This is a genomic window from Streptococcus sp. oral taxon 431 (assembly GCF_001553685.1).
Lineage (GTDB): Bacteria > Bacillota > Bacilli > Lactobacillales > Streptococcaceae > Streptococcus.
Genome location: NZ_CP014264.1, coordinates 1,981,855 through 2,002,500, shown reverse-complemented (window position 1 = coordinate 2,002,500; position 20,646 = coordinate 1,981,855). Strand labels below are relative to the sequence as shown.

Genomic DNA, 20,646 nt, shown 5'->3' with positions numbered 1-20,646 from the left:
GGTCCGTTGGTCAAGGGGTTAAGACACCGCCTTTTCACGGCGGTAACACGGGTTCGAATCCCGTACGGACTATTTATTGGAGGATTACCCAAGTCCGGCTGAAGGGAACGGTCTTGAAAACCGTCAGGCGTGTAAAAGCGTGCGTGGGTTCGAATCCCACATCCTCCTTTATTATTAACGCGGGATGGAGCAGCTCGGTAGCTCGTCGGGCTCATAACCCGAAGGTCGTAGGTTCAAATCCTGCTCCCGCAATAAGGCTCGGTAGCTCAGTTGGTAGAGCAATGGATTGAAGCTCCATGTGTCGGCGGTTCGATTCCGTCTCGCGCCATTTAAATATTTTGGAAGGGTAGCGAAGAGGCTAAACGCGGCGGACTGTAAATCCGCTCCTTCGGGTTCGGGGGTTCGAATCCCTCCCCTTCCATAACCTTAACTACGGGCATAGTTTAAAGGTAGAACTAAGGTCTCCAAAACCTTCAGTGTGGGTTCAATTCCTACTGCCCGTGTTTTAAAATTATGGCGGGTGTGGTGAAGTGGTTAACACACCAGATTGTGGCTCTGGCATGCGTGGGTTCGATCCCCATCACTCGCCTATTTTATATTATTGGGGTATAGCCAAGCGGTAAGGCAAGGGACTTTGACTCCCTCATGCGTTGGTTCGAATCCAGCTACCCCAGTTACTATTTGCCGGCGTGGCGGAATTGGCAGACGCGCTGGACTCAAAATCCAGTGTCCGCAAGGACGTGCCGGTTCGACCCCGGCCGCCGGTATAGTAATAAAGACAAGGTTTTCAAACCTTGTTTTTTTGTTGAGTAATTTATTAAAATTTCACTAAAAAAGGTCTATACCATTTACAAATTGTTTTGAAAGGTTTATAATGTAATTGACATAATAAATAGTAGATTATTTCTTAAGGGGGTTATCATTATGCCTAAGTATATTAAAGCTGATCAATTTTTCTATCCACATGGTATTCGTCGTGGAGGTTATTTGGAACTTATTGATGGCAAGTTTGGTAAGCATGTTGAAGAGATTTCGGATGATGCAGAAATTTTAGACTACTCTGGTTACAGCATTGCACCGGGTCTAGTTGATACACACATTCATGGTTTTGGTGGTGTCGATGTTATGGATAATAATATCGAAGGTACACTTCATACGATGAGTGAAGGCCTTCTTAGCACAGGTGTTACTAGTTTCTTACCAACTACACTAACTTCATCATACGAACAATTGCTGGCTGTTACTGAAAACATTGGTGCACGCTATCAAGAAGCATCTGGTGCTAAGATTCGTGGTATTTATTTTGAAGGACCTTACTTCACCGAAGAATTTAAGGGGGCTCAAAATCCTGCCTATATGAAAGATCCACGTATGGATGAATTTCGCGCTTGGCAAAAGGCTGCTAATGGTCTTCTTAATAAAATTGCTCTTGCACCTGAACGTGATGGTGTTGAGGATTTTGTACGTACAATTACTGGTGAAGGTGTAACTGTTGCTCTTGGTCACTCTAATGCTACCTTTGATGAAGCAAAAAAAGCTGTTGATGCCGGGGCTAGTGTTTGGGTTCATGCCTATAATGGAATGCGTGGTTTAACACACCGCGAACTTGGTATGGTTGGTGCTATGTATGAGTTACCACACACTTATGCAGAATTGATTTGTGATGGTCATCACGTGGATCCTAAGGCTTGCGAAATTCTTCTTAAACAAAAAGGAACTGAAAATATTGCCCTTATCACTGACTGTATGACAGCAGGCGGTTTGCAAGATGGCGATTATATGTTAGGTGAATTTCCAGTTGTAGTTGCAAATGGGACTGCTCGCCTTAAATCTACAGGTAACTTGGCAGGTTCCATTCTCAAACTTAAAGATGGTTTGAAAAATGTCGTTGAGTGGGGAATTGCAAATCCTCATGAAGCAGTCATGATGGCTAGTCTGAACCCAGCTAAATCAGTTCATATCGATGACGTCTGTGGACAAATTCGTGAAGGCTACGATGCTGACTTTATCGTGCTAGATAAAGATTTGGAATTAGTAGCAACTTATCTAGATGGTGAAAAACGTTATCAAGCATAATTTCTAAAGAAGAAACTAGTTTAGTTTCTTCTTTTTTAAAACAAATTTGTTATTTCTTTCACAAATCACTTGATTTTTTAAATGAAAAGGCTTACAATTATGATATAAATAATACAAATAAAAAAGCGGAGGATTGCTTATGAAAGCTTATACTTACGTTAAACCAGGCCTTGCGTCATTTGTTGATGTTGACAAACCAGTTATTCGCAAGCCAACAGATTCTATTGTGCGTATCGTTAAGACTACTATTTGTGGTACAGACCTTCATATTATTAAAGGAGATGTTCCTGCTTGTAAGAGTGGAACTATCCTAGGGCATGAAGGAATTGGTATTGTAGAGGAAGTTGGAGCAGGAGTTTCAAACTTCAAAAAGGGTGATAAGGTTTTAATTTCTTGCGTTTGTGCATGTGGCAAGTGTTACTATTGTAAAAAAGGAATCTATGCTCACTGTGAAGACGAAGGTGGATGGATTTTTGGACATTTGATTGACGGTATGCAGGCTGAATATCTACGTGTGCCTCATGCTGATAATACTCTTTATCATACTCCATCTGACTTGTCTGATGAAGCCTTAGTTATGTTATCTGATATCTTGCCAACTGGCTATGAAATTGGTGTCTTAAAAGGGAAAGTTGAGCCCGGCTGTAGTGTAGCTATCGTTGGTTCAGGGCCAGTTGGATTGGCAGCTCTTTTGACGGCACAATTCTATTCACCAGCTAAATTGATTATGGTGGACCTAGACGATAACCGTTTAGATACTGCAGTTTCTTTCGGTGCTACTCATAAGATTAATTCTTCAGACCCTGAAAAAGCAATTCAAGAAATTTATGATTTAACAGATGGTAGAGGTGTGGATGTTGCTATAGAAGCTGTTGGTATTCCTGCAACGTTTGATCTCTGTCAAAAGATTATCGGTGTAGACGGAACAGTAGCCAACTGTGGTGTGCATGGTAAACCAGTTCAGTTTGATTTGGACACTCTTTGGATTCGTAACATTAATGTTACTACTGGATTGGTTTCTACCAATACAACTCCTCAGCTTTTGAAAGCCTTAGAAAGTCATAAAATTGAACCTGAAAAATTGGTAACTCATTATTTCAAACTTAGTGAAATAGAAAAGGCCTATGAAGTATTTAGTAAGGCCGCCGATCATCATGCAATTAAAGTGATCATTGAAAACGATATTTCAGAAGGTTAATCTTGTTTTTAAATCCAGTTATTCGTTTTAGAATAGCTGGATTTTTTGAAAATGTTATATAATTCGTGAAAATGAGCAAAATTCTTTCATTGTTCTCAAAATTTCGCTATAATATACGGTACAAAGGAAGTTAAACTATGTATCGAGTTATAAAAATGTACGGAGATTTTGAACCGTGGTGGTTTATAGAAGGCTGGGAAGACGACGTCATTGCGAGCAAAAAATTTGATAACTATTATGACGCCTTGAAATATTATAAGTCTTGTTGGTTTGAGTTAGAAAAGGAGATTCCCCTTTACAAAAGTAGAGGAGACTTGATGACTATTTTTTGGGATCCAGAAGATAAACGCTGGTGTGAAGAATGCGATGAATTTCTTCAGCAATATCATTCCTTGGCTTTGTTGGAAGATGGTCAAGTCATTCCAGATGAAAAATTTAGACCTGGTTACGAAAAGCAGACTGGTTTAGAAATCCACCGTACTTGTCGCATAAAAAAAGAAGAAACAACTTTTTAATGAAGTTGTTTCTTCTTTTTTATATTTTCTTCGAATAATAAGAATGAGGAGGAAGATATGGTACAAATACTTGCACAAGAATTGATTACACTGGCCAAAAAACAAGGAGCTCAGGACATCTATTTTGTTCCTAAAGAAAAGATTTATGAGCTACATATGCGAGTTGGAGATGAGAGACATTTGATTAACACCTATGACTTTGAAAAGTTGGGGGCTGTCATTAGTCATTTTAAGTTTATTGCGGGGATGAACGTTGGAGAAAAACGCCGTAGTCAGCTTGGTTCCTGTGATTATCAGCATGGAGATAAGGTTTCTTCATTACGCTTATCGACGGTGGGAGATTATCGTGGTCATGAGAGTCTAGTAATCCGGCTTTTGCATGATCAAGAACAAGAGTTGCGCTTCTGGTTTCAGGACCTTATAGAACTGGAAAAGGGCTTTAGGCAACGCGGGCTTTATCTTTTTGCAGGCCCCGTAGGAAGCGGCAAAACTACTTTGATGCATGAATTAGCCAAGTCATTGTTTAAGGGACAACAGGTCATGTCCATTGAAGATCCGGTTGAGATTAAGCAAGAAGCAATGCTACAATTACAGCTCAATGAAGCTATCGGACTTAGCTATGAGAACTTGATCAAACTTTCCCTACGACATCGTCCAGATCTTTTAATCATTGGAGAAATTCGAGATAGCGAAACAGCCCGTGCCGTTGTACGAGCTAGTCTGACAGGTGCCACGGTATTCTCGACAATCCATGCCAAGAGTGTTCGTGGGGTTTATGAGCGCCTTTTAGAACTTGGTGTCAGTGAAGATGAACTGGCAGTAGTTTTACAAGGTGTTTGTTACCAGAGACTAATCGCAGGAGGAGGAATTATTGATTTTGCAAACGAAGATTACCAAGAACACCAGGCAGAAAAGTGGAATGGACAAATTGACCAGCTTCTTAAAGAAGGACATATCACTGCCTTTCAAGCTGAAACGGAGAAAATTAGCTACCAGTAAGCAGAAGAAAATCATCACTCTCTTTAACAATTTGTTCTCGAGTGGTTTTCACTTGGTAGAGATCATTTCCTTTCTAGATAGAAGTCTCTTGTTGGAAAAGGAATATGTATCGCAGATGCGTCTAGGACTCTCGCAGGGAAAATCCTTTTCGGAAATGATGGGGACTTTAGGTTTTTCAAGTTCAATTGTCACGCAACTTTCCTTGGCTGAAGTTCATGGGAACCTTCATTTGAGTTTAGGGAAAATTGAAGAGTATTTAGATAATCTTGCTAAGGTCAAGAAGAAGTTAATTGAAGTTGCGACCTATCCAATCATATTGTTAGCTTTCTTACTGCTCATTATGTTGGGGTTGCGAAATTATCTCTTGCCCCAACTGGATAGTAGTAACATAGCTACCTTAGTGATTAGTAACCTACCACAGATTTTTCTTGGACTTACTCTGGCGCTAGGTCTCGTATCTTTAACAGGACTGATATTCTACAGAAAATCTAGGAAGATAGAAGTCTTTTCTTTTCTAGCTAGAATTCCCTTTCTAGGTGTATTTGTTCAGTATTATCTGACGGCCTATTATGCTCGAGAATGGGGAAATATGATTGGACAAGGTTTAGAGTTGTCACAGATTTTCCAGATGATGCAGGAGCAAGGCAATCCTCTTTTTAAGGAAATCGGACATGATTTATCCCTGTCCTTGCAAAATGGGCATGAATTTTCTATGGTTGTGCAGGATTATCCTTTTTTTAGAAGAGAGTTGGGATTAATCATTGAATATGGAGAGATCAAATCCAAGTTGGGAAGCGAATTGGAAATCTATGCAGAAAAAACGTGGGAATCCTTCTTTACCCGAGTTAATCGTACGATGAACTTAGTTCAACCACTGGTCTTTATTTTTGTAGCTCTGCTAATCGTTTTATTGTACGCAGCTATGTTGCTGCCTATGTATCAAAATATGGAGGTAAATTTTTAGATGGAAAAAATGTTGATGAAATTAAAGAAAGCCAAGGCAAAAGCTTTTACACTGGTAGAAATGTTGGTGGTGTTGCTCATCATTAGTGTTCTACTCTTACTGTTTGTGCCAAACCTAACTAAGCAAAAGGATGCAGTGAATGACAAGGGTAAAGCAGCAGTCGTCAAGGTGGTAGAAAGCCAAGCTGAACTCTATACTCTAGATAAAAATGAGGATGCTAGTCTAAGTAAACTTCAGGCAGATGGACGCATCACTGCTGAGCAAGCAAAAGCCTATAAGGAATACCATGCAAAACAAAAGACAAGTCAAACAGTTGCGGATTAGTGCTTTTACTATGTTAGAAAGTTTATTGGTCTTAGGGATAGTCAGTCTGTTAGCCTTGGGTTTGTCAAGTTCAGTTCAATCCACTTTTGCGGCTGTGGAAGAACAAATTTTCTTTATGGAGTTTGAGGAACTTTATCGAGAAACCCAGAAGCGAAGTCTGGCTAGTCAGCAGAAGATCAACTTGATTTTGGAAGAGAGAAGTATTGGAAATGGCTATCAGAAATTAGCCATCCCTAAAGGGATTCAACTACAGTCCAATCAGTCAATCACCTTTGATAAGGCTGGAGGAAATTCGTCTCTTGCAAGTGTGAGATTTCAAACAAGGAAAGAAGTAGTTCGCTACCAACTATATCTAGGAAATGGAAAGATTAAACGTATTCAAGAAGCAAAAAATTAAGGCGGTTATTTTACTGGAGGCAGTGATTTCACTAGCTATTTTTGCCAGTATTGCAACCCTCTTGTTAGGGCAGATTCAAGAAAGTAGACGACAGGAAGCAAGACTCTTAGAACAGGAAGAAGTTTTGCGTGTGGCTCGTATGGCTTTGCAGACTGGACAAAAGCAGTTGACTGTCAATGGGCTTACAGTTCATGTTGTCTCGAATGAGCGAGGTTTGGAGGTGTATTATGGAACTGAAAAATTACTGGCGATTCAAGATAAGTAGAGTCAGAGCGTTTACTCTTTTAGAATCCCTGGTTGCTCTTATTGTGATTAGTGGGAGTTTGCTTCTTTTTCAATCTATGAGCCAACTCTTGGTTTCAGAAGTTCGCTACCAGCAGAAAAGTGAGCAAAAAGAATGGCTTTTATTTGTGGATCAGCTGGAAGCAGAGCTGAATCGAGCCCAATTTGAAAAAGTAGAGAATGATAGACTTTACCTCAAACAGGATGGGAAACCTATTTCCATGGGAAAATCAAAGTCAAATGATTTTCGAAAAACAGATGCCAGTGGACGTGGTTACCAGCCGATGGTTTACGGTCTGAAATCAGCTCATATTTACCAAAACGGGCAAAATGTTCATTTTAATTTTCAGTTTGAAAAGGGACTAGAGAGGGAGTTTATCTATCGTGTGGAAAAAGAAAAAAGTTAGGGCTGGCGTTCTCCTTTACGCGATCACTGTTGCTGGAATTTTTAGTCTTTTGTTGCAGTTTTATCTAAATCGACAAGTGGCTCATCATCAGGATTATGCCCTCAATAAAGAAAAACTCCTTGCCTTTGCAATGGCTAAGAGAACCTATGAAAAAGCTAGTTATGAGAGTGGTCAGCAGTCATTTAATGTAGGGAAGTCAACTTATCGTAATGACCAAAAGGGATTTACAGCGATTGTTGACACTGGAAAAAATCAGTTTGAATTTCACTTTTCTCATTTGAAAAAGACCGATAAAAAGACTAAGAAGACAGAAAATAAGTCCAAAGAAGGAAATGAGGAGAAAAAAGAAGAGGTTAAAAAAGAGGCCACCGAGCCATCTAAAGTTACTCCTTCTAAGAATGATAAGACATAGATTATCAGATTTGTAAAATCTAGTTTAAGTGGTGATGTTGGACTCAGTGGGTTAGGACGAGGTTTTTACCTGAAATCATGCTATAATAGATACATATGGAGGACGGAAAATGTCAAGTGTAAAATTGTATCTAGTGCGTCATGGGAAAACAATGTTTAATACGATTGGTCGTGCTCAAGGTTGGAGTGATACTCCACTGACAGCTGAAGGGGAACGAGGCATTCATGAATTGGGGATTGGCTTGCGTGAGTCTGGCTTAAGGTTTGAGCGTGCTTATTCAAGTGACTCAGGGCGGACCATTCAGACAATGGGAATTATCCTTGAGGAGCTTGGTTTAACAGGACAAATTCCTTATCGTATGGATAAGCGAATCCGTGAATGGTGCTTTGGTAGTTTTGATGGTGCTTATGATGGAGACCTTTTTATGGGCATCATCCCTCGAATCTTTAATGTCGATCATGTGCATCGTTTGTCCTATGCGGAGCTAGCTGAAGGTTTGGTAGAAGTGGATACAGCAGGCTGGGCTGAAGGCTGGGAAAAACTAAGTGGTCGCATCTGGGAAGGTTTTGAAGCCATTGCTAAGGAAATGGAAGCTAATGGGGGAGGAAATGCTCTCGTAGTCAGCCATGGAATGACTATTGGAACCATTGTTTATTTAATCAACGGAATGCATCCGCATGGCCTTGATAATGGAAGTGTGACGATTCTCGAGTACCAAGATGGTCAGTTCTCGGTCAAGATTGTTGGCGACCGTAGCTACCGTGAAATTGGACGAGCTAAACTAGAGGAGCAAGCTAGTTCAGAACAATAAAAATTCTCTACTTAAATTAGAAGATGTTTTAGATGATTCAATAGAATGCTGATGTCGTCATTGCACAAGCTTGTAAGAGTTGAGTGCTTTGACAATAGCATTCTTTTTTGTTAGAATAGCATCAACATGAAAGCATAAGAAGGGACTGACAGAGTTGTCGTTCCCTTTTGTCTATCTTAGAAGGGGGAAATATGCTGTTTCAGAAAATAAAAGCCTATAAATGGCAGGCGCTAGCGTCCTTGATCATGACAGGTCTCATGGTTACTAGTTCACTCCTGCAACCACGTTATTTGCAGGAGGTTTTAGAGGCTCTGCTAACAGGTGATCATGAAGCTATTTATACTATCGGTTTTTGGTTAATTCTTGTTGCCTTGATTGGTTTGGTCGCAGGTGGAATCAATGTTGTGTTAGCAGCTTACATTGCTCAAGGAGTTTCGTCAGACCTAAGGGAAGATGCCTTTCGTAAGATTCAAATTTTCTCATACGCTAATATTGAGAAGTTTAATGCAGGGAACCTTGTTGTTCGTATGACCAACGATATCAATCAGATTCAGAACGTAGTCATGATGACCTTTCAAATTCTCTTTCGACTACCACTTTTGTTTATCGGTTCCTTTATTCTAGCAGTTGTCACCCTACCTTCTCTGTGGTGGGTGCTAGTTCTCATGGTCGTTCTGATTGTTGCCATAATGGGTTTTATGATGGGAGTTGTGGGACCACGCTTTGCAAAATTCCAGACCTTACTAGAGCGTATCAATGCCATTGCTAAAGAAAATTTGCGTGGTGTGCGCGTGGTTAAGTCTTTTGTCCGAGAAAAAGATCAGTTTGATAAATTTACGCAGGTGTCAGATGAATTGTTGGGAGAAAACCTTTATATCGGTTATGCCTTTTCTGTTATGCAACCTGCAATGATGTTGATTTCTTACGGGGCTGTTTTTCTCTCAATCTGGCTTGTAGCCGGTATGGCAGAGTCAGATCCATCAGTTGTTGGATCCATTGCTTCCTTTGTAAACTACCTGAGTCAGATTATCTTTACCATCGTCATGGTTGGATTTTTGGGGAACTCAGTTACTCGTGCCATGATTTCCCTTCGTCGTATTCGTGAAATCCTAGATACAGAACCAGCTATGACTTTCAATGATGTGGAAGATGAAGAATTGGAAGGAAGTCTCAGTTTTGAAAATGTGACCTTTACCTATCCAAATGATGAAGAACCTATCCTAAAAGATGTATCCTTCGATATCGCAGCTGGGGAAATGGTTGGAGTTGTCGGAGCAACTGGTGCAGGGAAATCAACCTTGGCTCAGTTGATTCCACGATTATTTGATCCTCAGCAAGGTTCGATCAAGATTGGTGGAAAGGACATTCGGACAGTTAGTGAAGGGACGCTTCGTAAGACAGTTTCTATAGTCCTACAAAGAGCCATTCTCTTTAGTGGAACCATCGCAGATAATCTCAGACAAGGTAAGGGAGATGCGACAGTTTCAGAAATGGAACGCGCAGCTCGCATCGCCCAGGCCAGTGAATTTATTAGTCGTATGGACTTGGCCTTTGAAAGTCCGGTTGAGGAACGTGGGACTAACTTTTCTGGTGGACAAAAACAAAGAATGTCTATTGCGCGTGGGATTGTCAGCAATCCTAAAATCTTGATATTTGATGATTCAACCTCTGCCCTTGATGCCAAATCAGAACGTTTGGTCCAAGAAGCCCTCAACAAGGATTTGAAGGGGACGACTACGATTATCATCGCACAAAAGATTAGCTCTGTTGTGCATGCTGATAAAATTTTAGTGCTTGACCAAGGGCGCTTGATTGGTCAAGGTAAACATGCTGACTTGGTTGCAACAAACCCAGTTTATCGTGAAATTTATGAAACGCAAAAAGGAAAGGAGGAGTAGGATGAAGACATTTGAATTTTTTTGGAACTATTTTAAAGTTTACAAGATATCCTTTATCGTTGTTATTGCTATGATTATCATTGCAACGGTAGCACAAGCCCTCTTTCCAGTATTTGCAGGTCAAACAGTCACAGAACTAGCCAATTTGGTTATAGCCTATCAAAATGGAAATTCAGATATGGTTTGGCAAAGTCTCTTGGGACTCCTAATCAATCTTGCCTATATTTTGATTGTTTTAGTAGTTTCTAGTCTCATCTATATGGTCTTGATGAGCCGAATTATTGCCGAATCGACGAATGAGATGCGTAAGGGGCTTTTTGGTAAGCTTTCTCGCTTGACCGTCTCCTTCTTTGACCGCCATCAAGATGGGGATATCCTGTCACGTTTTACCAGTGATTTGGATAATATTCTCCAAGCTTTCAACGAAAGTTTAGTGTCTGTCATGACCAATATTGCCCTTTATATTGGCTTGCTGATTGTCATGTTCGCAAAAAATGTCACCTTGGCTTTAATCACAATTGCCAGTACTCCGATAGCAGTTATCATGTTGTTCTTTATCCTGAAGCTAGCGCGGAAATATACAAATCTCCAACAAAAAGAAGTTGGGAAGCTCAATGCTTATATGGATGAGAGTATCTCTGGACAAAAAGCCGTTATTGTTCAAGGCATTCAAGAAGATGTGATTGCTGGTTTTGTCGAGCAGAATGAACGGGTTCGAAAAGCCACTTTCAAGGGAAGAATGTTTTCAGGAATCCTATTCCCTGTCATGAACGGGATGAGTTTGGTCAATACAGCAGTCGTTATTTTTGTAGGTTCAGCTGTCTTACTGAATGATAAGAACATCGAGACAGCAACTGCACTTGGTTTGATTGTCATGTTTACTCAGTTTTCGCAACAGTATTACCAGCCCATTATCCAATTGGCAGCGAGCTGGGGAAGTTTGCAACTGGCCTTTACAGGAGCGGACCGTATCCAAGAAATGTTTGATGCAGAGGAAGAAATTCGTCCTCAAGATGCTCCAATCTTTACCGAATTAACAGAAGGTGTGGAGATTCGTAACGTAGACTTCTCCTACCTGCCAGGAAAACCTATTTTGAAAGATGTCAGCATCTCAGCTCCAAAAGGGAAAATGATTGCGGTAGTTGGTCCGACAGGTTCAGGGAAAACAACCATTATGAACCTCATCAATCGTTTTTATGATGTGGATGCAGGTAGTATCAGCTTTGATGGAACAGATATTCGCGAGTTTGATTTAGACAGTTTGCGAAGTAAGGTGGGAATTGTCTTGCAGGATTCTGTTTTGTTCAGCGGAACTATTCGGGACAATATTCGATTCGGTGTACCAGATGCTAGTCAGGAGATGGTAGAAGCAGCTGCTAAGGCTACGCATATCCATGAATATATCGAAAGTCTACCAGATAAGTACGATACTCTGATTAATGATGACCAGAGCGTCTTCTCAACCGGTCAGAAGCAGTTGATTTCCATCGCTCGAACCTTAATGACGGATCCCCAGGTCTTAATCTTGGATGAGGCAACATCAAACGTGGATACTGTAACAGAGAGCAAGATTCAAAATGCTATGGAGGCAATTGTAGCAGGAAGAACGAGTTTTGTGATTGCCCATCGCTTGAAAACTATTCTTAATGCAGATCAGATTATTGTCCTTAAGGATGGTGAGGTTATCGAACAAGGAAATCATCACGAATTGCTCAAGCTTGGAGGCTTTTACTCCGAACTTTATCACAATCAATTTGTCTTTGAATAATACTCTTCGAAAATCTCTTCAAACCACGTCAGCGTCCCCTTGCCGTATATGTGTTACTGACTTCGTCAGTTCTATCCACAACCTCAAAACTGTGTTTTGAGCAACCTGCGGCTAGCTTCCTAGTTTGCTCTTTGATTTTCATTGAGTATAAGCAAAAAAGTTGTCCTAATTTTGGGCAACTTTTTCTGATAAAAAAATTTTATCACGGACTTAAAAAATATATATTAGACAGGATTGGGCAAGGATGGTAAGATAAGATTATCAATAGAAAAGGAAAGGAAATCAGTGATGGCAAGAACAGTTGTTGGAGTAGCGGCAAACCTATGTCCTGTGGACGCAGAAGGAAAAAATATTCATTCATCAGTCTCTTGTAAATTTGCTGAGAGTATTCGTCAGGTTGGCGGACTTCCTTTGGTCATTCCGGTTGGTGATGAGTCGGTGGTCCATGACTATGTAGAAATGATTGATAAGCTCATCTTGACTGGAGGGCAAAATGTCCATCCTCAGTTTTATGGTGAGGAAAAAACAATTGATAGCGACGACTATAACCTAACTCGCGACGAGTTTGAGCTAGCTCTTCTACAAGAAGCCTTGCGTCAGAATAAACCAATCTTAGCTATTTGCCGTGGTGTTCAGCTTGTCAACGTTGCCTTTGGTGGAACGCTCAATCAAGATATTGAAGGTCATTGGCAAGGCCTGCCTTTTGGGACTTCACATTCTATTGAGACAGTGGATGGCAGTGTAGTGTCTAAATTATTTGGTAAAGAAAGTCAGGTTAATTCAGTGCATCGTCAGAGCATTAAAGATTTGGCACCCAATTTCCGTGTGACGGCTGTAGATCCACGTGATCAAACTGTTGAAGCAATCGAATCTATCGACGAACACCGTATTATTGGTCTCCAGTGGCATCCAGAATTCTTGGTCAATGAAGAAGATGGCAACTTAGAATTATTTGAGTATTTATTGAATGAATTATAACGACTGGAAACCTAGTCGTTTTTTTGTCTTATTTCGTTCAAATTTTAATATTGTAACATTTTTTACGCAAATGTTTAAATTATGATAAAATTTGGAAAAATTCAGTATAAAAACTTGAAAAAATCTAAGGTAAGGGTTATGATAGAAGAGAAGAAATTTTGGAGGAATATTATGTCACATATTAAATTTGATTATTCAAAAGTATTAGATAAATTTGTTGCACCACATGAACTAGATTATATGCAGCCTCAAGTGACTGCAGCAGATTCTGCTCTGCGAAATGGTACAGGTCCTGGGGCAGAAATGACTGGCTGGTTGAACTTACCTGAAGAATATGACAAAGATGAATTTGCTCGTATTCAAAAGGCTGCTGCTAAAATCCAATCTGATAGTGAGGTATTGATCGTAATCGGTATTGGTGGTTCCTATTTAGGAGCTCGTGCAGCTATTGATTTCTTGAATAATTCATTTGTAAACTTGCAAAGAAAGGAAGAACGCAAGGCACCTCAGATCCTCTATGCTGGAAACTCTATCTCTTCAAGCTATTTGGCTGATTTGGTAGACTATGTATCAGACAAAGATTTCTCAGTAAACGTGATTTCTAAATCAGGTACAACAACTGAACCGGCTATTGCTTTCCGTGTCTTCAAAGAACTCTTGGTTAAGAAGTACGGTCAAGAAGAAGCTAACCAACGTATCTACGCAACTACAGACCGCGCTAAAGGTGCAGTTAAGGTTGAAGCAGATGCTAATGGCTGGGATACTTTTGTAGTGCCTGATAGTGTAGGTGGTCGTTTTACAGTATTGACAGCAGTGGGGCTCTTGCCAATCGCAGCTGCAGGAGCTGATATCAGCAAGTTAATGGAAGGAGCAAATGCTGCTCGCAAGGCTTATGCTTCTGATAAGTTGGCTGAAAATGAAGCATATCAATATGCAGTTGTACGCAATATCTTGTACCGTAAAGGTTATCTGACAGAAGTTCTAGCTAACTATGAACCATCTCTGCAATACTTCTCTGAGTGGTGGAAGCAACTGGCTGGTGAGTCAGAAGGGAAAGACCAAAAAGGGATTTATCCAACTTCAGCTAACTTCTCAACAGACTTGCACTCTCTGGGACAATTTATCCAGGAAGGTACCCGTATCCTCTTTGAAACAGTTATCCGTGTAGATAAACCTCGCAAAAATGTGCTGATTCCTGAATTGGCAGAAGACTTGGACGGTCTTGGCTACTTGCAAGGAAAAGATGTTGACTTTGTCAATAAAAAAGCTACAGATGGAGTGCTGTTAGCACACACTGATGGTGGAGTTCCAAATATGTTTGTGACACTGCCTGAGCAAGATGAGTTCACTTTGGGCTACACTATTTACTTCTTTGAGTTGGCTATTGCTCTTTCTGGCTACCTGAATGGTATCAATCCATTTGACCAGCCTGGAGTTGAAGCTTATAAGAAAAACATGTTTGCTCTTCTTGGGAAACCAGGCTTTGAAGAGCTGGGTGCTGAGTTGAATGCACGCCTTTGATTCTCATATGCTTTGAGTTCATTTAGAATATAAAAAGATCCACAAGTTCATTTCTTGTGGATTTTTAGTACAAGCCTCTTAATTAGTTTATTATTTTTTTTAAAAGTGTAAAAAAGAGTGTCTTAATTCTTTTATGAAAGCGCTGTATAATTGCCTTGTAAATAAAATTTGAGAGGTATCAAAATGAATGATTGGTTAAACATAAAAGGCAAAACAGTTCTTGTGACTGGCGCGTCATCTGGGATCGGTAAGGCAATCGTTGAAGAATTGCTGGAATTAGGAGTCAATGTAGCGAATTTTGATCTTAGCAACAACGATTTGCGTCACCCGAATCTATTATTTGTAAAAGTTGATGTAACTTCTCGCTCTGAAGTAGAAGAGGGTGTTGCCAAAATAGTTGAAAGATTTGGCAATATTGATGCGGTAGTCAATAATGCAGGGATTAATGTTCCCAGATTATTAATTGATGCAGAAAATCCTAAAGGTCCTTACGAGTTAGACGATGAAACGTTTGAAAAAGTAACAATGATTAATCAAAAAGGTTTGTATTTGGTTAGTCAGGCAGTAGGACGTATTTTAGTGAAAAATAGAAAAGGTGTAATTGTGAACATGGCTTCAGAAGCAGGTTTGGAAGGTTCTGAAGGACAAAGTGCCTATGCTGCAACAAAAGCAGCAGTCTATAGTTACACTCGTTCATGGGCGAAAGAGCTGGGTAAGCATGGTGTACGTGTGGTTGGAATTGCTCCAGGAATTATGGAAGCTACGGGGCTTCGAACTCTTTCTTATGAGGAAGCTCTTGCTTATACCCGTGGAAAGACGGTAGAAGATATTCGAGCTGGTTATGCTTCAACTTCAACAACTCCTTTGGGACGAAGTGGTAAACTACGGGAAGTAGCTGATCTTGTAGCATTCTATATTTCAGATCGTTCTAGCTATATAACTGGAGTCACTACAAATATTGCTGGAGGGAAAACTCGCGGTTAAAAAAATGAAGGTGAGGAAGAGAGTTGACCTTAGTAAATCGATGGTATAACATTTTAGAAAAAATGGTCTCACAGCCAACTTATTCCTTGGTAGATATGCGCTCAGAGCTGGATATTAGTATGCAAACCTTGCAAAAGAGTATCCAACAATTAAATGATGTTTTGGCTCCGAGTATCCAGATTATCTCACAAGATGATAAGTTAATGTTAGAGGTGTATGACTATACTGAGTTGGAAAGGATTTTATCTGGTAGTTTAAAACGGGAGAGTGACTTCAATTCTTCCAGTAAAAGAATTGCCTATTTACTAAAACGTTTAATTAAGTCAACCTCCCCTCTTCTTATTGACGACTTGGCTGAGGAGGCAGGTGTTAGTAGAAGTACCCTTAATAAGGATTTAAAACAAGTAAAATCTTTGGCAGAGAGTTACTCTATCACTATTTCAGGAAAGCCCAACCGTGGGCTGGAGGTCTTGGGGTCCGAGCTGAATTTGCGCTTGCTCTATATTCACCAAGTGGCCCCTTACTTTGAAGGAAAGACACTCACCGAGGCAACATCTTCTTTTCTGGAGACGCTACTCCAGGAGTATAAAATCCCGAAAGAAACAAAGGAACTCCTTCGAAAGACAATTTCAATTATGGTGGAGCGTATTTATGCATCTAGGGTGTTGAGTTGCCCTATTCCTTACTATAGGAATGATTTAACAGAGACACCTTTGGTTGAAAAATTAATCTATCATATTGAGATGACTTATAAGATTTCCCTCAGTCAGTTTGAAATAGACTTTTTGTGTTTTCCGTTTAATATCCGTTTTATTGACACTTTAAGCAAGCCGTCTTATCAATCTGAACAGCTTGCAAACATTTTTCAAGGGATTGTCAAGAAAGTCAAAGAAACAATGTTGGTTAACTTTGATGATGAAGAATTATTTGAAGAAATCAAGTCTCATCTAGGCCCCTTAATCAATCGACTGATTTTCCATGTGCAAGCTAATGATATATTCCATGGCGAGGTTCAAACTCAATATCCTTTTGCTTTTGAAATGGCGAAAATTGCTGGAGAAGAACTGTCTGCAATTTTTGGTTCTGAATTGGAATTATCTGAAATCGGATATCTGGCTTTGTATTTTGAAATGATTTTAAGAAAGCAAAACTCTGTTGTAAATGGTTCTCGCAAGCAGATAGCAGTAGTTTGCACAACAGGAAGAGGAACTGCTGCGATGATTATTCAGCAACTCAGACGAATCCTTGGAAATGATGTAGACATTACTCAGTATTCTGAAGAGGATTTTAATCTGGATTTGAATCAGGACTATTTCGCGATTTTTACGACAGTTCCTCTAAAATATAAAGATTCTAAATCTCCAGTCATTCAAGTTAATCATCTTTTTGATGATCAATGGCTGCGGGAAGAATGGCAGAGGGCCAATGCTTTTCATCAAAAAAATCTAGAAACAGTCAGCTTACGTTTTCTTCGGTTGAGTCCCCAAAAAACCTATCAGCAATACTTGCTAAATATGGTTGCAGAGTTAGAGAAACTTCAGATGATTGATGAAGGTTTTAGAAATCGGATAATTGATAGGGAGAAAAAACAATCAACCATTTTTGGTGGAGGAATTGCCTTCCCCCATACAATTAACCAGGGTTATGCAAAGACTATTTTAATGTTTGGAAAGCTAGAAGAGCCTTATCAAAAAGGAGATGATTGGATTGAATTTATCTTTCTAGTCGCCATTCCCTCAGAAATTGAAAGCAAAATGGAGAGTGAATTGCTGGAATTGTATGACGACATTTTTCGAATTGCAGGAGAGCCTTCTCTAAAAGAAGCTTTGAGGGCTGTAGAAACAGAGACAGAGTTTCTATCATTTTCTAAGAGCAAAGGAGTATTTTAATGAATTCGCTAATAATTTTCGCTGTATTTGTCATGGCAGCTTATATATTTCAAATGTTCCTCGGCTGGCAGCAACTCAAAGACTTCAATAAGACCTATACGATGCTCCGAAGACTGGGGCGCGTAGCGATTGGCAGGAAGTCCGGAAGAATCAAATCCGGTACGATTGTCATGTTCGCGGTTGATGAAAACGGTCGGGTTCTTAAAGCTAGCAAAATGCAAGGAGTCACAATCTTAGCACGTTTTCAAAATATGGACGATTATGTTGGAGAAGACATCCATTATTTTGACAAGTATAATCCTCTTGTGAGAAAAGAAAATAAGTTGATGCAATCAGCCATAGAAGATGCTAGAAAAGTCTATCTTTGGCATGAGGCAGGTATTGAGAAAGAGACAAGTTCATCTGATTCTTTTCTGGGATTCGGCTTTTATGCGAATTACTTACAATTATCTATTAAACAGTTATTTAAAAAAAATAAGAAAGGGAGTTCCTTATGAATCACATTACAAATTTTGCAGAGAGTTTTATGAAACTCTTCCAATTAGGTGGAGAAACCTTTATTAGCTGGATGACAAATATTGTACCGCTTGTCTTAATGCTATTGATTGCAATGAATACCCTTATCGCTTTCTTGGGAGAAGAGAAGGTCAATTCCCTGGCTAAGATTTCTGCCAAAAATCCTGTTAGCCGGTATATGATTTTACCTTTCATTTCAGCCTTTATGCTGGGGAATCCGATGGCAATCAGTATGGGACGTTTCTTACCAGAATATTATAAACCTAGTTTTGTAGCAGCTCAGATGCAGTTCTGCCATACTTCAAATGGTGTATTTCCACATATCAATCCTGGGGAATTGTTTGTATGGATGGGAATTGCAACAGGAATTCAAACTTTAGGTTTAAGTCAAATGGACTTAGCCATTCGTTACATGCTTGTTGGGCTTGTCATGAACTTTGTAGGCGGTTGGGTGACCGATTTTACAACTGCTTATGTAGCAAAACAGCAAGGTGTTACCTTGAGTAAAACATTTGATTTATAGAAAGAGTGAAATTATGTCATATAAGAGTATAAAAGTTGTTAAAGGAAATGGCGGTTTCGGAGGACCTTTGGTCATTACACCTAGTGAAGCTAAGCATAAATTCATCTATATCACTGGCGGAGGAGAAAAGCCAGATATTGTGGATAAAATTGCTGATTTGACCGGTATGGAAGCTGTTAATGGGTTTAAAACTTCTATCCCAGATGAGGAAATTGCTTTAGCAATCGTGGATTGTGGCGGTACTCTTCGCTGTGGTATTTATCCTAAAAAGGGAATCCCTACAATAAATATTGTTGCTACAGGGAAAAGTGGGCCTCTAGCTCAATATATAACCGAGGAAATCTATGTGTCAGCAGTTGGCCTTAATCAAATTTCTGCTGCTAATGAAGACGAAAAAGCGACAACTGTGGTAACTGAAAAGCCAACTTACGATACTAGTAAAAAAATTACAGAGCAAAAAGCTGAAACAAGTATTGTAGCACGAATTGGGATGGGGGCTGGTAAGGTCGTTGCAACTTTCAACCAGGCTGCTCGTGAAGCCATCCAAACAATGCTCAATACAATAATTCCTTTCATGGCCTTTGTTTCCTTGCTGATTGGGGTTATTCAAGGATCCGGTGTTGGAAATTGGCTGGCAAAATTAATGGTTCCCCTAGCGGGGAACATCTGGGGACTCGTTTTAATTGGCTTTATCTGTTCCTTACCATTCCTATCTCCTTTGTTAGGTCCCGGAGCTGTTATTAGTCAGATTATTGGAACTTTAATTGGAGTCGAAATCGGAAAAGGGACTATTCCGCCCCAAATGGCTCTGCCAGCTTTATTTGCTATCAACACTCAAAACGGTTGTGATTTCATTCCTGTAGCACTCGGCCTATCTGAAGCCAAGGCTGAAACAGTTGAGGTTGGTGTCCCTTCGGTACTTTATTCACGCTTTCTCAATGGTGTTCCGCGGGTGCTAGTTGCTTGGATAGCTAGTATTGGTCTTTATCAGTAGACCTTTGATAGACGCATGTAAACAGAGTAGCTATATTATGTTAAACTTATCTATAAGCCTAAGTTTATGACAAATTAGAGAAAGTATGAATAGAAATCAGATGAAGAAAATTTTTGAAACTAAAGTAATTCAAGTAGGGTCTGAAGCTCAGAATATGATTCAAGATGCCAATATGCTCATTTTATTTGGAGAAGAAGCACCGGAAGATTTATCAGAGTATTGTTTTAAGATTGATAATAAAAATCTGCTAGGTTCAATACTAGAAGGTGGCAAGCTGGTGGTAGATAATCAGGAATATTCGATTAGTTCCGTAGGAAATGTAGTAGAAAAAAATTTAACTGGACTGGGACATATCACGATTTCTTTTGATGGTTCAAAAGAGGGGAGCCTTCCTGGTACACTCCATGTTGTAGCAGATCAAGCGGTAGTAATTGATAAAGATTCTACCATTCAGATTTTTGAAACTGCTTAACCATAATAAAATTTCAAATCAAGCAATTTAGAAAAATAAAAGTCTAAAAAATTGATTCAGAGCCTGGACAAAAAGTCCAGGCTTCTGGGTCTAAATTAGAAAAAATAGATGACGCAGTGGTTGATTGGCAAGTCAATCAAACTAGCCAGTCAGTGCAAGGGAATTTCCAGCAAATGCATCCACAAGGGGTGCTTGAACAGAAGGGAAAGACCAAAAAGGTATCTACCCAACTTCAGCTAACTTCTCAACAGACCTACACTCATTGGGTCAATTTATCCAAGAAGGAACTCGTATCATGTTTGAAACAGTTGTTCGTGTTGACAAACCACGTAAGAACGTGATCATCCCTACTTTGGAAGAAGACCTTGACGGCCTTGGCTACCTTCAAGGAAAAGACGTTGACTTCGTTAACAAAAAAGCAACTGACGGTGTTCTTCTTGCCCACACTGACGGTGACGTACCAAACATGTACGTAACTCTTCCTGAGCAAGATGCCTTCACTCTTGGTTACACAATCTACTTCTTCGAATTGGCTATCGCCCTTTCAGGTTACTTGAATGCCATCAACCCATTTGACCAACCAGGTGTTGAAGCTTACAAACGTAACATGTTTGCCCTTCTTGGTAAACCAGGATTTGAAGAATTGAGCAAAGAACTCAACGCTCGTCTATAATAGGATATAAAAAAGGGTGGTTTTGAACTGCACCCCAAAAGTTAG

The 20,646-nt window shown here is 39.8% G+C and carries 21 protein-coding genes, 9 tRNA genes and 1 pseudogene; all 31 read left to right on the top strand.

Annotation, left to right across the window (positions count from 1 at the left end; genetic code table 11):
• Positions 1-72, top strand: a tRNA-Glu gene (locus AXE83_RS09405).
• A gap of 6 nt (positions 73-78) precedes the next feature.
• Positions 79-168 (top strand) — tRNA-Ser (locus tag AXE83_RS09400).
• Between the two features lie 10 nt (positions 169-178).
• Positions 179-252 (top strand) — tRNA-Met (locus tag AXE83_RS09395).
• Between the two features lie 3 nt (positions 253-255).
• A tRNA-Phe gene (locus AXE83_RS09390) sits at positions 256-328 on the top strand.
• Between the two features lie 12 nt (positions 329-340).
• Positions 341-421 (top strand) — tRNA-Tyr (locus AXE83_RS09385).
• A gap of 11 nt (positions 422-432) precedes the next feature.
• Positions 433-503 (top strand) — tRNA-Trp (locus AXE83_RS09380).
• 13 nt (positions 504-516) lie between these two features.
• Positions 517-589, top strand: a tRNA-His gene (locus AXE83_RS09375).
• 13 nt (positions 590-602) lie between these two features.
• Positions 603-674 (top strand) — tRNA-Gln (locus tag AXE83_RS09370).
• Between the two features lie 9 nt (positions 675-683).
• Positions 684-767: transfer RNA gene (locus AXE83_RS09365), tRNA-Leu, on the top strand.
• 157 nt (positions 768-924) lie between these two features.
• A complete protein-coding gene (nagA, locus tag AXE83_RS09360) occupies positions 925-2,076 on the top strand; it encodes an N-acetylglucosamine-6-phosphate deacetylase (protein WP_060956243.1) in 1,152 nt (383 codons plus the stop codon).
• 139 nt (positions 2,077-2,215) lie between these two features.
• Positions 2,216-3,274, top strand: a complete 1,059-nt coding sequence (locus tag AXE83_RS09355) for a zinc-dependent alcohol dehydrogenase family protein (protein ID WP_060956242.1) — start codon at positions 2,216-2,218, stop codon at positions 3,272-3,274.
• A gap of 137 nt (positions 3,275-3,411) precedes the next feature.
• A complete protein-coding gene (locus AXE83_RS09350) occupies positions 3,412-3,789 on the top strand; it encodes a DUF1033 family protein (protein ID WP_007555701.1) in 378 nt (125 codons plus the stop codon).
• A 57-nt stretch (positions 3,790-3,846) separates the two neighbouring features.
• Positions 3,847-4,788: a competence type IV pilus ATPase ComGA gene (comGA, locus tag AXE83_RS09345; RefSeq protein WP_060956241.1), complete on the top strand. Its 942-nt coding sequence runs from the start codon at positions 3,847-3,849 to the stop codon at positions 4,786-4,788.
• Entirely contained in the window at positions 4,709-5,752 is a 1,044-nt protein-coding gene (comGB, locus tag AXE83_RS09340) for a competence type IV pilus assembly protein ComGB (RefSeq protein ID WP_083501012.1), read from the top strand. The genes comGA and comGB overlap by 80 nt, the downstream gene beginning before the upstream one ends.
• Positions 5,753-6,076, top strand: coding sequence for a competence type IV pilus major pilin ComGC (gene comGC, locus AXE83_RS09335; protein WP_060956239.1), 324 nt, complete (start codon positions 5,753-5,755; stop codon positions 6,074-6,076). It abuts the gene before it with no gap.
• Positions 6,039-6,473, top strand: coding sequence for a competence type IV pilus minor pilin ComGD (gene comGD / locus AXE83_RS09330; RefSeq protein WP_060956238.1), 435 nt, complete (start codon positions 6,039-6,041; stop codon positions 6,471-6,473). The genes comGC and comGD overlap by 38 nt, the downstream gene beginning before the upstream one ends.
• Positions 6,436-6,738, top strand: coding sequence for a competence type IV pilus minor pilin ComGE (comGE, locus tag AXE83_RS09325; RefSeq protein ID WP_049509188.1), 303 nt, complete (start codon positions 6,436-6,438; stop codon positions 6,736-6,738). Before comGD ends, comGE begins: the two co-directional genes overlap by 38 nt.
• Complete coding sequence (gene comGF / locus AXE83_RS09320) at positions 6,701-7,162, top strand: competence type IV pilus minor pilin ComGF (protein ID WP_060956237.1); 462 nt, start codon at positions 6,701-6,703, stop codon at positions 7,160-7,162. Before comGE ends, comGF begins: the two co-directional genes overlap by 38 nt.
• On the top strand, positions 7,140-7,574 hold the full coding sequence (comGG, locus tag AXE83_RS09315) for a competence type IV pilus minor pilin ComGG (protein WP_060956236.1): 435 nt from the start codon (positions 7,140-7,142) through the stop codon (positions 7,572-7,574). Before comGF ends, comGG begins: the two co-directional genes overlap by 23 nt.
• Before the next feature lie 109 nt (positions 7,575-7,683).
• Positions 7,684-8,385, top strand: coding sequence for a histidine phosphatase family protein (locus AXE83_RS09310; RefSeq protein WP_049509191.1), 702 nt, complete (start codon positions 7,684-7,686; stop codon positions 8,383-8,385).
• Positions 8,386-8,576: 191 nt separating this feature from the next.
• Positions 8,577-10,283: an ABC transporter ATP-binding protein gene (locus AXE83_RS09305; RefSeq protein WP_060956235.1), complete on the top strand. Its 1,707-nt coding sequence runs from the start codon at positions 8,577-8,579 to the stop codon at positions 10,281-10,283.
• A gap of 1 nt (position 10,284) precedes the next feature.
• A complete protein-coding gene (locus tag AXE83_RS11505) occupies positions 10,285-12,051 on the top strand; it encodes an ABC transporter ATP-binding protein (protein WP_060956234.1) in 1,767 nt (588 codons plus the stop codon).
• A 288-nt stretch (positions 12,052-12,339) separates the two neighbouring features.
• Positions 12,340-13,029: a gamma-glutamyl-gamma-aminobutyrate hydrolase family protein gene (locus tag AXE83_RS09295; protein WP_004251575.1), complete on the top strand. Its 690-nt coding sequence runs from the start codon at positions 12,340-12,342 to the stop codon at positions 13,027-13,029.
• 171 nt (positions 13,030-13,200) lie between these two features.
• Positions 13,201-14,550, top strand: a complete 1,350-nt coding sequence (locus AXE83_RS09290) for a glucose-6-phosphate isomerase (protein WP_000018239.1) — start codon at positions 13,201-13,203, stop codon at positions 14,548-14,550.
• A gap of 183 nt (positions 14,551-14,733) precedes the next feature.
• On the top strand, positions 14,734-15,534 hold the full coding sequence (locus AXE83_RS09285) for an SDR family oxidoreductase (protein WP_060956233.1): 801 nt from the start codon (positions 14,734-14,736) through the stop codon (positions 15,532-15,534).
• Positions 15,535-15,596: 62 nt separating this feature from the next.
• A complete protein-coding gene (locus AXE83_RS09280) occupies positions 15,597-17,423 on the top strand; it encodes a BglG family transcription antiterminator (RefSeq protein WP_080981318.1) in 1,827 nt (608 codons plus the stop codon).
• Positions 17,423-17,920, top strand: a complete 498-nt coding sequence (locus tag AXE83_RS09275) for a transcriptional regulator GutM (RefSeq protein ID WP_001086645.1) — start codon at positions 17,423-17,425, stop codon at positions 17,918-17,920. The genes AXE83_RS09280 and AXE83_RS09275 overlap by 1 nt, the downstream gene beginning before the upstream one ends.
• Positions 17,917-18,462, top strand: a complete 546-nt coding sequence (gene srlA, locus AXE83_RS09270; RefSeq protein ID WP_001015684.1) for a PTS glucitol/sorbitol transporter subunit IIC — start codon at positions 17,917-17,919, stop codon at positions 18,460-18,462. Before AXE83_RS09275 ends, srlA begins: the two co-directional genes overlap by 4 nt.
• A 13-nt stretch (positions 18,463-18,475) precedes the next feature.
• Positions 18,476-19,456: a PTS glucitol/sorbitol transporter subunit IIB gene (gene srlE / locus AXE83_RS09265; protein WP_000120696.1), complete on the top strand. Its 981-nt coding sequence runs from the start codon at positions 18,476-18,478 to the stop codon at positions 19,454-19,456.
• A 100-nt stretch (positions 19,457-19,556) separates the two neighbouring features.
• A complete protein-coding gene (locus AXE83_RS09260) occupies positions 19,557-19,928 on the top strand; it encodes a PTS glucitol/sorbitol transporter subunit IIA (protein WP_033585537.1) in 372 nt (123 codons plus the stop codon).
• A 196-nt stretch (positions 19,929-20,124) separates the two neighbouring features.
• Positions 20,125-20,601: pseudogene (gene pgi, locus AXE83_RS09255) on the top strand (glucose-6-phosphate isomerase); the annotation flags it as partial.
• Positions 20,602-20,646 lie beyond the last annotated feature (45 nt).

What these genes read in the sequence shown, in the direction of transcription:
- comGD (WP_060956238.1), top strand. Translation starts at nt 6,039, where the DNA reads ATGCAAAACAAAAGACAAGTCAAACAGTTGCGGATTAGTGCTTTTACT.
- srlA (WP_001015684.1), top strand. Translation starts at nt 17,917, where the DNA reads ATGAATCACATTACAAATTTTGCAGAGAGTTTTATGAAACTCTTCCAA.
- AXE83_RS11505 (WP_060956234.1), top strand. Translation starts at nt 10,285, where the DNA reads ATGAAGACATTTGAATTTTTTTGGAACTATTTTAAAGTTTACAAGATA.
- comGE (WP_049509188.1), top strand. Translation starts at nt 6,436, where the DNA reads ATGGAAAGATTAAACGTATTCAAGAAGCAAAAAATTAAGGCGGTTATT.
- comGF (WP_060956237.1), top strand. Translation starts at nt 6,701, where the DNA reads ATGGAACTGAAAAATTACTGGCGATTCAAGATAAGTAGAGTCAGAGCG.
- AXE83_RS09260 (WP_033585537.1), top strand. Translation starts at nt 19,557, where the DNA reads ATGAAGAAAATTTTTGAAACTAAAGTAATTCAAGTAGGGTCTGAAGCT.
- AXE83_RS09310 (WP_049509191.1), top strand. Translation starts at nt 7,684, where the DNA reads ATGTCAAGTGTAAAATTGTATCTAGTGCGTCATGGGAAAACAATGTTT.
- AXE83_RS09275 (WP_001086645.1), top strand. Translation starts at nt 17,423, where the DNA reads ATGAATTCGCTAATAATTTTCGCTGTATTTGTCATGGCAGCTTATATA.
- AXE83_RS09355 (WP_060956242.1), top strand. Translation starts at nt 2,216, where the DNA reads ATGAAAGCTTATACTTACGTTAAACCAGGCCTTGCGTCATTTGTTGAT.
- nagA (WP_060956243.1), top strand. Translation starts at nt 925, where the DNA reads ATGCCTAAGTATATTAAAGCTGATCAATTTTTCTATCCACATGGTATT.
- comGC (WP_060956239.1), top strand. Translation starts at nt 5,753, where the DNA reads ATGGAAAAAATGTTGATGAAATTAAAGAAAGCCAAGGCAAAAGCTTTT.
- AXE83_RS09280 (WP_080981318.1), top strand. Translation starts at nt 15,597, where the DNA reads ATGGTCTCACAGCCAACTTATTCCTTGGTAGATATGCGCTCAGAGCTG.
- AXE83_RS09295 (WP_004251575.1), top strand. Translation starts at nt 12,340, where the DNA reads ATGGCAAGAACAGTTGTTGGAGTAGCGGCAAACCTATGTCCTGTGGAC.
- AXE83_RS09305 (WP_060956235.1), top strand. Translation starts at nt 8,577, where the DNA reads ATGCTGTTTCAGAAAATAAAAGCCTATAAATGGCAGGCGCTAGCGTCC.
- comGA (WP_060956241.1), top strand. Translation starts at nt 3,847, where the DNA reads ATGGTACAAATACTTGCACAAGAATTGATTACACTGGCCAAAAAACAA.
- AXE83_RS09285 (WP_060956233.1), top strand. Translation starts at nt 14,734, where the DNA reads ATGAATGATTGGTTAAACATAAAAGGCAAAACAGTTCTTGTGACTGGC.
- comGB (WP_083501012.1), top strand. Translation starts at nt 4,709, where the DNA reads ATGGACAAATTGACCAGCTTCTTAAAGAAGGACATATCACTGCCTTTC.
- srlE (WP_000120696.1), top strand. Translation starts at nt 18,476, where the DNA reads ATGTCATATAAGAGTATAAAAGTTGTTAAAGGAAATGGCGGTTTCGGA.
- AXE83_RS09350 (WP_007555701.1), top strand. Translation starts at nt 3,412, where the DNA reads ATGTATCGAGTTATAAAAATGTACGGAGATTTTGAACCGTGGTGGTTT.
- AXE83_RS09290 (WP_000018239.1), top strand. Translation starts at nt 13,201, where the DNA reads ATGTCACATATTAAATTTGATTATTCAAAAGTATTAGATAAATTTGTT.